A 10,514-nucleotide genomic window follows, 5' to 3' on the forward strand; every position below is an offset into this window, starting at 1 on the left:
CTCGGAGAACCCGGAAGCGCGGGACTTCGTGATGGCCCTCGGTTACCTGCAGGCCCCCGTGGTGGTCGCCGGTGACGAGCACTGGTCCGACACGGCGGTCAGCGCCCGGATCGCCACCTCGATGGTGTGCGCGAAGTCCGGCGAGTCCATCGCCTTGGCGATGTTCAGCGAGCCGAGATTGCACGAGATGTCCTTGCCCACATGGCTGTAGGACAGGTCCTCGTTGAACGTCGACGGCGTGGAGACCTGCAGGATCTCCGAGCACAGGTTCGAGTGGGTGATCTTGCCCTGAATGGGATTGGCCCGGTTGACGGTGTCCTCGAACATGATGTACGGGTAGCCGGACTCGAACTGCAGTTCCGCAACCGTCTGGAAGAACTCGCGCGCCTTGATCTTCGACTTGCGGATGCGCTTGTCGTCGACCATCTCGTAGTACTTCTCGGTGACGTCGATGTCGGCGAACGGCACACCGTAGATGCGCTCGACGTCGTACGGCGAGAACAGGTACATGTCCTCGTTGCGCTTCGCCAGCTCGAACGTGATGTCGGGGATGACGATGCCCAGCGAGAGGGTCTTGATGCGGATCTTCTCGTCCGCGTTCTCGCGCTTGGTGTCGAGGAAGCGGTAGATGTCGGGGTGGTGGGCGTGCAGATACACCGCGCCGGCGCCCTGGCGGGCCCCGAGCTGGTTGGCGTAGGAGAAGGAGTCCTCGAGCAGCTTCATGATCGGGATGACGCCGGAGGACTGGTTCTCGATCTGCTTGATCGGCGCCCCGTGCTCTCGGATGTTGCTCAGCAGCAACGCAACCCCGCCTCCGCGCTTGGACAGCTGCAGTGCCGAGTTGATCGAGCGGCCGATGGACTCCATGTTGTCCTCGATGCGCAGCAGGAAGCAGGAGACGGGCTCGCCGCGCTGCTTCTTGCCGGAGTTGAGGAACGTCGGGGTCGCGGGCTGGAACCGGCCGGAGATGATCTCGTCGACGAGGTGGGTCGCGAGCTGCTCGTCGCCGGCGGCCAGGGTCAGGGCGACCATGCAGACGCGGTCCTCGAACCGCTCCAGGTAGCGCTTGCCGTCGAACGTCTTGAGCGTGTACGAGGTGTAGTACTTGAACGCACCCAGGAACGTCGGGAAGCGGAACTTCTTCGAGTAGGCGTGCTCGAAGAGCTGCTTGACGAACGGGCGGGAGTACTGCTCGAGCACCTCGGGCTCGTAGTAGTTCTCCTCCACGAGGTAGTCGAGCTTCTCCTCGAGGTTGTGGAAGAACACCGTGTTCTGGTTGACGTGCTGCAGGAAGTACTGGCGCGCGGCGGCGACGTCCTTGTCGAACTGGATCTCGCCGTTGGGCCCGTAGAGGTTCAACATCGCGTTGAGCGCGTGGTAGTCGAGTCCCTTGAGGGATTCGTCGATCTTGGCGCTCGCTGCCGGCGCGGCATCGGTGACGGTCACGGTGCTTGCTCCCACTGTGAGTAGACGGGTTCGCCGCGCACCCGTATCCCCGACGGTGACGCAGCGTTGATGGAGTGGACGAGTGTGGGTGAGGTCGCGGTTACGCCGACTGCAACGCCTGCGCCCAGAACTGTGCCAGGCCCTCGCGGACGCGCTCGACGTCCTCGGCGGTACCCATCAGTTCGAACCGGTAGAGGTACGGGACCTTGCACTTCTGGGAGACCACATCCCCGGCGTAACAATAGGATTCGCCGAAGTTGGTGTTGCCGGCGGCGATGACCCCGCGAATCAGCGCACGGTTGCGCGGATTGTTGAGGAACCGGATGACCTGCTTGGGCACGAAGTTCGTGTCCCGGCCGGTCGCGGTGGTGCCGCCGCCGTAGGTCGGCAGGATCAGCACGTACGGCTCGTGCACCTCGAAGGTGCCGTCACGGTCGTGCAGCGGAATCCGGGTGGCCGGCAACCCCAGTCGCCGGACGAATCGGTGCGTGTTCTCCGATGTGCTCGAGAAATACACCAACGAGGTCATGGATGTCTCACATCACTTCGCTCGGGTCCGGCGACCGGCCGCAGGGGCGGTGGGTCGGCGCGCGACGGGTCAGGCGGCGACGGCGAGGGCCTTGATCCGGTCCGGGCGGAAGCCGGACCAGTGCTCGTCACCGGCGACCACCACGGGGGCCTGCAGGTAACCGAGGGCCATCACGAAGTCCCGCGCTTCCGGGTTCTCCGAGATGTCGACGACGGCGTACTCGATACCGGCCTTGTCGAGGGCACGGTAGGTGGCATTGCACTGAACGCAGGCAGGCTTGGTGTAGACGGTGATGTTCATGGTTTCCCCTTTTCGACAACCTGACGACTGACTGCACAGCAGTGCCTCGAGGCCCGTCGTACCAGCACGATCCCGCTTCCCCGAGGGACCGGAAACGATCAAGCCTTCCAGCGCTCTAGACACTACACCTAGTGGCCGACAGATTCATAGAACGCGAGATGTTGTGAGTTACAGCCGTGATATTCCCAGGTCGTTACTCACCGCGCGGGGCTGTCGGGCAGGTACGGGAGCACGTCCTCGAGGTGCACCGGAAGCCGGCGCACCCGCGCCCCGGTGGCGTGCCGGAGGGCATTGACGACCGCCGCGGCGCTGCCGACGATGCCGATCTCCCCGACCCCGCGCGACCCCATCGGTGTGGCGTGCAGGTCGTCCTCGTCGAGCCAGGTCGCGTCCACGTCGCCGACGTCGGCATTGGTGGGGATGTGGTACTCCGCAAGGTCGTGGTTGACCACGTGGCCGGTGCGAGGATCGCGGATGCTCTCCTCGTGCAGGGCCATGGAGATGCCGAAGCACATCCCGCCGATCAGCTGCGAACGGGCGGTACGGGGGTTGACCACCCGGCCCACGGAGAACACGCCGAGCATCCTCGGCACCCGGATCTCGCCCGTGTCGACATCCACCCGCACCTCGGCGAAATGCGCGCCGAACGACTGGATACGGTAGTGCTCGAGCGCGGGATTCTCCTCGGCCGTCGCCGATGCCTCGGCACCCGGCTCCGGTCGATCCCCGTGCCGCTTGCGGAACGCGTGGGCCGCGGCGACGATCGCCGTGCCCCACGACGAGGTACCGGAGGATCCGCCGGCGACGGTGGCGTTCGGCAGGGCCGAGTCACCGATCTCGAGATGGATGTCCTCGGGCCGGCAGCCGAGCGCGTCGGCCGCGACGAGGGTGAGCGTGGTCCATGCTCCGGTCCCGATGTCCGCGGCGCCGGTGCGGACGGTGAAGCGCCCGTCGCCGTCGTGCCGGACCGCGACCTCGGTGCCGGGGTTGACCAGGTGCGGGTAGCTCGCCGCGGCCACTCCGGTCCCCACGAGCCACCGGCCGTCGCGGCGGGTGCCGGGCGTGCGGTCGGCGGCGTCCCAGCCGAAACTGCGACTCCCCTCCCGCAGGCACTCCACCAGCCGGCGCGAGGACCAGGGCCGGCCGGACTCGGGATCGGCGGGCGGGTCGTTGCGGACCCGCAGTTCGATCGGGTCCATGCCGCACGCCACCGCCAACTCGTCCATCGCGACCTCGCCGGCGAACATCCCGGGGGCCTCCCCCGGCGCACGCATCCAGTAGGGCGCGGGCACGTCGAGCGCGACGATGCGGTGCGAGGTGCGCCGATACGGCGAGGCGTACATCCCCCGCGACGACACCGCCGTCTGCTCCGCGTACTCGCGCACGTGCGAGGACTGCGAGAAGGCCTCGTGCACCATGGCTTCGAGACGCCCTTCCCGGCTCGCGACGAGGCGGACGTGCGAGACGGTGGGCGGCCGGTAGCCGACGTACCCGAACATGTCCTGCCGGGACACGGCGAACTTGACCGCCCGACCGGGCAGCAGGCGCGCCGCCATCGCCGCCACGACGTCGTGCGCGTGCGGCGCCCCCTTGGACCCGAAACCACCCCCGACGTAGGGACTGATCACCCGCATCTGCTGGGGGCGCAGACCGAGCACGGGAGCCAGCGTGGAGACGACGCCGTGGGCGCTCTGCGTGGAGTCGTACAACGTCAACGACTCGCCGGACCACTCGGCCACGACCGTGTGCGGTTCGAGGGGGTTGTTGTGCTCCTCCGGGGTGGAATACCAGCCGTCGACCACGACGCCGTCGCGCTCCGCGGCCTCGGCCGCTGCGGCATCGCCCTGTTCCGTGTCGGTCGGATATCCGCCGTTGGCCTGTTCCGGGGCATAGCTGCGCGGGTGGTCGTGCCGGAACGCGACGTCGTGCGGCGCGGACTCGTACTCCACCCGGACCAGTTCGCTTGCGTGTCGCGCGATCTCGGGCGTCTCGGCGACTACGGCGGCGACGATCTGCCCCCGGAAGGCGACGTCCGGGCTCTGCAGGACCGCGTACTCGGCCTCCGAGGTGTCCGCCAGGCGGGGGGCATTCCACGGGGTGAGAACGACGAGCACGCCGGGCAGGGCCTCCGCCTCCGCGGTCTCGATGCGGGTCACCGTTCCCCGCGCCACGGTTGCCGTGACCGGGACGAGGTAGGCCGGGTCGTCGACCGGATGCTCGTACGCGTAGGGCGCGGTTCCGGCCACCTTCCGCGGGCCGTCCACCCGCGGCGTCGACGTGCCGATCGGGCGCTGGGCCGAGTGGGTCATGCGACTGCCTCCGAGGTGAGTTCACGCAGTACCGAGACGAGGGTGCGGCGCAGCAGCGGCACCTTGAACTCGTTGCCGTCGAGGGGCCGGGCATCGGCGAGTTCCGCGTCGGCGGCCGCAGCGAAGACGCCGTCACCGGGGGCGCTCCCCAGCAGGACGTGCTCGGCGCGATGGGCGCGCCACGGCCGGTGCGCGACGCCGCCGAGGGCGATGCGGCATCCGGTGACGACGCCGTCGGCGACCGTCAGGTCCGCCGCCACCGAGACGAGCGCGAACGCGTACGACGCCCGGTCGCGCACCTTGCGGTACGTCGAGACGGCGCCTTCGGGCGCCGGGATCTCGACGTCCAGGATCAGCTCGTCGCGCTCGAGCACCGTGTCGTACTCGGGGCTTTCGCCGGGAAGCCGGTAGAGCTGCTCGACGGGGATGCACCGCTCCCCCTGCGATCCGAGCACCGTCACCTGGGCGTCGAGCGCGAGCAGCGCCACCGCCATATCCGACGGGTGGGTGGCGACGCACTGTTCGGAGGCGCCGAGGATGGCGTGGTAGCGGGTGTAGCCACCGATCGCGGTGCAGCCGCTGCCCGGGGTGCGCTTGTTGCACGGAGTCGACGGGTCCCGGAAGTACACGCAGCGGGTCCGCTGGAGCAGATTGCCGGCGGTGGTGGCCATGTTGCGCAGCTGCGGGGAGGCGCCGGCCAGCAGGGCCCGGGCCAGGACCGGGTACCGGCGGCGGACGATCGGGTGGGCGGCCAGGTCGCTGTTGCGCACGTTGGCGCCGACGCGCAGCCCGCCTTCGGCGGTCTCCTCCACGATGTCGAGCGACAGGCGGGAGACGTCGACGAGGACGTCGGGCGCGGTGACGCCGAGCTTGAGGTGGTCCACCAGGTTCGTGCCGCCGGCGAGGAAGGCGGCACCCGGGTGGCCGGCGACCGCGGCGACCGCGGCGGCGGGATCGGCGGGCGTCTCGTAGCGGAACGTCTTCACGAGCAGTGCCCCTCCCCGCGCGCGACGTGGCGGAGCGCTTCGACGATGTTGGGGTAGGCCGCGCAGCGGCACAGGTTTCCGCTCATGCGTTCGCGGATCTCGTCGTCGGTCAGTTCCGGGTCCTGTGTGAGGTCCGCGGTGACGTGGCTCGGGGAACCCTTGGCGGCCTCGTCGAACATCCCGACGGCGGAGCAGATCTGGCCCGGTGTGCAGTAGCCGCACTGGAAGGCGTCGCATTCGACGAACGCCTGGGGCAGGTGCGAGGGACCGTCGTCCGCGATGCCGGCGGCGGTGACGACGTCGGCGCCGTCGTGGGCGACCGCGAGCGACAGGCAACTCACGATGCGCCGGGAGTCGAGCAGGACCGTGCACGCGCCGCACTGGCCGTGGTCGCAGCCCTTCTTCGGGGAGTAGATCCCGAGCCGGTCGCGCAGGGCATCGAGGAGCGTGGTGCGCACGTCGACGATGCAGCGGCGCTCACGGCCGTCGACGCGCAGGGTGATCGTGTGCTCGTGTTCGCCGGGACTGTCGCTCTCGTGCGCCATGGGCTCCTCCGTCGCGGTGGGGACTGGCGAGGTATTCCCCGCAGCATGCCCCGGCAATCACGGCTGCGGGCGCGAATGGGGTACGGACGGTGACGGCCCCGGACCGGGCGTGGTCCGGGGCCGTTCGGTGTGCGGCCGGCTCAGGCGTCGACGAGTTCCCGGCGGGCGTCGGCGAGCTGGGCGAGCAGCGCGGAGATCTGCTCGGCGACCTCGGCGTTCTCCTTGGGGTGGGCGTCGCCGAACTTGTCGATGGTGCCGCCGATGGACAGCTGCAGGCCCGTCCGGCTGCCGGCGATGCCGAGCGCCTTGACGGTCTCCTCGAGCGCCCACTTCGCGCCGTTGCCGCTGGGCGAGGCGCTGATGACGGCGACGGGCTTGCCGGCCAGGGCGCCGGCGCCGTACGGGCGGGAGAGCCAGTCGATGGCGTTCTTGAGCACGGCGGGGATGGTGCCGTTGTACTCGGGGGTGACGAGCAGGAGGGCGTCGGCCTCGCTCGCCGCGACGCGCAGCGCCCCGGCGGCGACGGGCGCGCCGGTCTCGCCGTCGAGGTCCTCGTTGTAGAAGGGCACCTCGCCGAGACCTTCGTACACGGAGACCTCGACGCCCTGCGGCGCGACAGCGGCCGCGGTCTCGGCGAGGCGGCGGTTGACGGAGGCGGAGCGCAGGCTGCCGACGAGAGCGAGAACGCGGGTCTGGGACATGGGGTGTTCCTTCGGTTCGGGTGTCCGGGTCTGACTCCACTCTAAACGGACCGCGGTCCATTTCCATTCCCGGGCGGTACTGTGACGTGGTGAACATTCCGCTGCTGCCGCTGGTCGGGGACGAGGGCGTCGAACGGTGCGACGCGGCCCGCAACCGGCGCCGGCTCCTCGAGGCGGCCTCGCTCCTCGTCGCCGAACGCGGCGTCGACGCGGTCACGATGGACGCCGTGGCCGCGCGCGCCGGGGTCGGCAAGGGCACCGTCTTCCGCCGCTTCGGCTCCCGTGCGGGACTCATGCGCGCCCTGCTCGACCATTCCGAACAGGCCCTGCAGCAGCAGTTCCTCACCGGTCCCCCGCCGCTCGGACCCGGCGCCGATCCCGTCGACCGGCTCGTCGCGTTCGGTCGTGCCCGCATCCGTCTCGTGGAGGTGCAGGGCGAGGTGCTCCGCGCCGCGGAGAGTTCCGCCGAGGCCCGGTTCAACGCCCCGGCACGGGCCGTCAGCCTGACCCACATCGAGGTCCTGCTTCGCGCTGCGGGTGTCGACGGCGACCTCCCGCTGCTGGCCCAGGCCCTGTTCGCCCCGCTCGAGGCCACCCTGGTCCTGCATCAGTGGCGCGATCTGGGGTTCTCGCTCGACCGGCTCGCCGACGGGTGGGCGGACCTGGCCCGCCGCGTCGTCACGGCGCCGCCCGCCGCCGGGCGGGCGGTACCGTGACCGGCATGCGGCGGACTCTCGGGCTCTCGATTCTCCTCGCGCTGGCCGCGACGACGGCCGCCTGCGCGGGCGACGGCGCCGCCGCCCCGCCCCAGGACCCGGCCGTGCTCGTGGGGCGGGCGTTCGTCTCCACCGCCGTGTCGGGCCCGCAGATTCCCGGCGGCGGCCCACTGGTCGTGGAGTTCCCCGATGCGGGCCGGATCGCCGCCACCGCCGGCTGCAACCGTTCGTTCGGGTCGGTGGAACTCGGCGACGGCGTGCTGCGCGCCGATCGGCTCGGCAGCACTCTCATGTCGTGCCCGCCGCCGCTCGACCGCGCCGACACCTGGCTGTCCGATCTGCTGGCGTCGGAACCGCGCTGGCGTCTCGACGGCGACGTACTCACCCTCGACGGCGGGGACGTGTCCGTCTCACTGCTCGACCGCACGGTCGCCGACCCCGACCGTCCCGTCGTGGACACGCACTGGGTGCTCACCGAACTCGTCACGGCCGACGCGGTGTCGACCTCCCGCGCCCTCGAGAACGCCGCGCCCACCCTGACCGTCGCCGGCGACGGCACGGTCTCGGGCAGCACCGGCTGCAACCGGTTCACCGGTACCGCCACCGTCGGAGACACCGTGGTCACGTTCGGGCCGCTGGCCACCACCCGCGCGGCGTGCCCCGACCCGGAGCTCGCGCGGATCGAGTCGGCCGTCCTGGGAGTGCTGGCCGGCGAGGTGCGGTACACGGTCGAGGGTGCGGCGATGCGGCTGACCGCCGCCGACGGTGTCACCGGTCTCGGATACACCGCCCGCTGACGAGCCGGCTTCGGCTCAGTACCGCTCGACCAGCCACTGCGCGAGTGCGCGGGCACTGGCATCGACCTTGGCCGGCCAGTCCAGGGCGGTCTCGTCGGCGTGGTCGCTCACGTGCTTGACGAGCCGGCACTGCGCGCCCATGCGGGATGCGGCAAGCGCGACCGCGAAGCCCTCCATGTCGACGAGGTCGGCGCGGGCGGCGAGCGCGTCACGCACCTGCGCGTCCGAGACGAAGGAATCGCCCGTGGCGAGCACCGTCCCGTCCCCGTCGTCGAGTTCGAGCACGTCCTCGACCGGGTAGCCGAGGCTGCGCAGCACCTCGCTGCTGATGTCGTGATTGATCACCGCCGAGGGGACGTAGAGGCCGCCGTGGTGCAGGTGCAGCGCCCCGGCGGTCCCGATGTTGACCACCACCGGCGGGGTCCCGCGCCGGTGCCGCGCCAGCGCCTCGGTCACCGCGACGGCCGCGTGCACCTTGCCGATGCCGGTGATCACCGTCTCGTAGTGCGCCGGCACGTGCGCTGCCTCGGACTTCGTGGCGGCGACGACGAGGATCTCGGTCAACTCTTCTCTCCCAGCGCGAGGGTCGCGAGCGCCGCCCGGTGCAGCGCCCGCCCGTACCCCGCACCGTAGCCCGCCGCGTGCACCGCCAGCGGATGCAGCTGGTGCATCGGCACGCGCTCGCGCCATCCGGCCCGCAGCGGGCACGTGGCGTCGTAGGCCGCGACGATCTCGTCGAGCCGGGGGCAGCCGAACAGCGCCAGCATCGCCAGGTCCGTCTCGCGATGACCGCCGTGCGCCGCCGGGTCGATCAGCACCACCCCCGCGGCGGTCCACAGCACGTTGCCGTTCCACAGGTCGCCGTGCAGGCGGGCGGGGGGTGCACCGTCGTCGAACTCCCCGGCGGCGACGCGCGTGCAGGCCCGCTCGACGTCGGGCAGCTGCGCGGCGGTGACGCTGCCGGCGTCCACCGCGATCCGCAGGAACGGCTCGACCCGTTCCACCACGTAGAACTCGCCCCAGCTCGCGTGGACCGTGCTACTCATCGGCCGCTTGCCGATGAACAGCTGGCCGTCGAATCCATCCGGTGCGCAACCGAATCCGGCAGCGCCCGCGGCGTGCATACGCGCCAGGCGAGCGCCGAACTCCCGAGCCGCCGCGGCGGTGGGGGCCGCCTCGGTCAACCGCTCGAGGTCGATGTGGTCCACCCCGACGTCGCGGACACCGGCAACGGGCATGCCGGCGTCCGCGAGCCAGGCCAGCCCGGCGGCCTCGGCGCGGAAGAAGTCGGGGTGAGCCCCGGCCCGGTGCTTGCGGAAGACGTCGCTGCTCATCGCCACGAGTGTGCCCGCGGCGCGCCGCGCATGTCACCCGAGCAGACCGTCGGGCGTCCCGCTAGGGTTCGGAATATGGCGAACCTTCGCGAGCAGATCATCGAGGAACTCGGCGTCCGGCCGACGATCGACCCCCGGGCGGAGGTCCGGTCCCGCGTGCAGTTCCTGAAGGACTACGTCGTGTCGACCCCCGCCAAGGGGTTCGTTCTCGGCATCAGCGGCGGTCAGGACAGCACCCTCGCCGGCCGGCTCGCCCAGCTCGCGGCGGAGGAACTGCGGGCCGAGGGCCGCGAGGCCGAGTTCGTCGCGGTGCGGCTGCCCTACGGCGAGCAGGCCGACGAGCACGACGCGCAGGTCGCGCTGGAGTTCATCGGTCCCGACCGCTCGTTGCGGATCAACGTCAAGCCCGGTGCCGACGCCTCGGCCGCCGAGGTCGGGCAGGCCATGCACGAGATCTACGGCAACGGATCGCAGCTGAGCGACTTCGTGCGGGGCAACATCAAGGCCCGCGAGCGGATGATCCTGCAGTACGCGATCGCCGGCGAGCTCGGCTACCTGGTGGTCGGGACGGACCACGCCGCCGAGGCGGTGACCGGGTTCTTCACCAAGCACGGCGACGGCGGGGTGGACCTGACCCCGCTCGCCGGCCTGACGAAGCGGCAGGGCGCAGCGCTGCTGCGCGAACTCGGGGCCCCCGACAGCACCTGGCAGAAGGTGCCGACCGCGGATCTCGAGGAGGACCGGCCGGCCCTTCCGGACGAGGTGGCCCTGGGCATGACCTACGCGGAGATCGACGACTACCTCGAGGGCAAGGACGTCACCCCGGAGCTGGCCGAGAAGCTCGAGCGGAC

General features: G+C 70.8%; 11 protein-coding genes and 2 pseudogenes. 4 read left to right on the plus strand and 9 right to left on the minus strand.

The window, feature by feature from the left end:
• Window positions 1-88, plus strand: a pseudogene (locus AIIKEEIJ_RS07890) (NrdH-redoxin); the annotation flags it as partial.
• On the opposite strand, the pseudogene nrdE reads toward AIIKEEIJ_RS07890, so the two are convergent.
• The 7 genes and pseudogenes from nrdE to AIIKEEIJ_RS07925 form a co-directional block, all read right to left on the minus strand.
• Window positions 82-1,446 (minus strand): annotated as a pseudogene (gene nrdE, locus AIIKEEIJ_RS07895) (class 1b ribonucleoside-diphosphate reductase subunit alpha); the annotation flags it as partial. The pseudogenes AIIKEEIJ_RS07890 and nrdE overlap by 7 nt on opposite strands.
• A gap of 100 nt (window positions 1,447-1,546) precedes the next feature.
• Window positions 1,547-1,975 (minus strand): class Ib ribonucleoside-diphosphate reductase assembly flavoprotein NrdI, encoded by a 429-nt coding sequence (nrdI, locus tag AIIKEEIJ_RS07900; RefSeq protein ID WP_006940545.1) that lies wholly within the window; start codon window positions 1,973-1,975, stop codon window positions 1,547-1,549.
• Window positions 1,976-2,044: 69 nt separating this feature from the next.
• Window positions 2,045-2,275, minus strand: a complete 231-nt coding sequence (locus AIIKEEIJ_RS07905; RefSeq protein WP_006940556.1) for a redoxin NrdH — start codon at window positions 2,273-2,275, stop codon at window positions 2,045-2,047.
• Between the two features lie 197 nt (window positions 2,276-2,472).
• Window positions 2,473-4,584, minus strand: a complete 2,112-nt coding sequence (locus AIIKEEIJ_RS07910) for a molybdopterin cofactor-binding domain-containing protein (RefSeq protein WP_161995376.1) — start codon at window positions 4,582-4,584, stop codon at window positions 2,473-2,475.
• The gene (locus AIIKEEIJ_RS07915) at window positions 4,581-5,570 is read right to left on the minus strand and encodes an FAD binding domain-containing protein (RefSeq protein WP_029544485.1); all 990 of its coding nucleotides are present in this window, start codon (window positions 5,568-5,570) and stop codon (window positions 4,581-4,583) included. Before AIIKEEIJ_RS07915 ends, AIIKEEIJ_RS07910 begins: the two co-directional genes overlap by 4 nt.
• Window positions 5,567-6,115, minus strand: coding sequence for a 2Fe-2S iron-sulfur cluster-binding protein (locus tag AIIKEEIJ_RS07920; RefSeq protein ID WP_043798879.1), 549 nt, complete (start codon window positions 6,113-6,115; stop codon window positions 5,567-5,569). Before AIIKEEIJ_RS07920 ends, AIIKEEIJ_RS07915 begins: the two co-directional genes overlap by 4 nt.
• 140 nt (window positions 6,116-6,255) lie before the next feature.
• Window positions 6,256-6,816, minus strand: a complete 561-nt coding sequence (locus tag AIIKEEIJ_RS07925) for an NAD(P)H-dependent oxidoreductase (RefSeq protein ID WP_006940564.1) — start codon at window positions 6,814-6,816, stop codon at window positions 6,256-6,258.
• An 86-nt stretch (window positions 6,817-6,902) separates the two neighbouring features.
• On the opposite strand from AIIKEEIJ_RS07925, the gene AIIKEEIJ_RS07930 reads away from it, so the two are divergent.
• Window positions 6,903-7,532 carry a TetR/AcrR family transcriptional regulator gene (locus AIIKEEIJ_RS07930; RefSeq protein ID WP_006940565.1) on the plus strand — a complete coding sequence of 210 codons (630 nt, stop codon included), beginning with the start codon at window positions 6,903-6,905 and terminating at the stop codon, window positions 7,530-7,532.
• A gap of 5 nt (window positions 7,533-7,537) precedes the next feature.
• Complete coding sequence (locus AIIKEEIJ_RS07935) at window positions 7,538-8,329, plus strand: META domain-containing protein (RefSeq protein ID WP_050036388.1); 792 nt, start codon at window positions 7,538-7,540, stop codon at window positions 8,327-8,329.
• Window positions 8,330-8,344: 15 nt separating this feature from the next.
• Here AIIKEEIJ_RS07935 and AIIKEEIJ_RS07940 read toward each other — a convergent pair whose 3' ends face one another.
• Both AIIKEEIJ_RS07940 and AIIKEEIJ_RS07945 read right to left on the minus strand, forming a co-directional pair.
• Complete coding sequence (locus AIIKEEIJ_RS07940) at window positions 8,345-8,893, minus strand: nucleosidase (protein ID WP_006940567.1); 549 nt, start codon at window positions 8,891-8,893, stop codon at window positions 8,345-8,347.
• Window positions 8,890-9,663 carry a fructosamine kinase family protein gene (locus AIIKEEIJ_RS07945; protein WP_050035431.1) on the minus strand — a complete coding sequence of 258 codons (774 nt, stop codon included), beginning with the start codon at window positions 9,661-9,663 and terminating at the stop codon, window positions 8,890-8,892. Before AIIKEEIJ_RS07945 ends, AIIKEEIJ_RS07940 begins: the two co-directional genes overlap by 4 nt.
• Before the next feature lie 75 nt (window positions 9,664-9,738).
• Here AIIKEEIJ_RS07945 and nadE point away from each other — a divergent pair.
• On the plus strand, window positions 9,739-10,514 hold a 776-nt coding region (gene nadE, locus AIIKEEIJ_RS07950; protein WP_161995377.1), incomplete at its 3' end, for an ammonia-dependent NAD(+) synthetase.

This window comes from Rhodococcus sp. YH1 (assembly GCF_009939605.1).
Lineage (GTDB): Bacteria > Actinomycetota > Actinomycetes > Mycobacteriales > Mycobacteriaceae > Rhodococcus > Rhodococcus aetherivorans.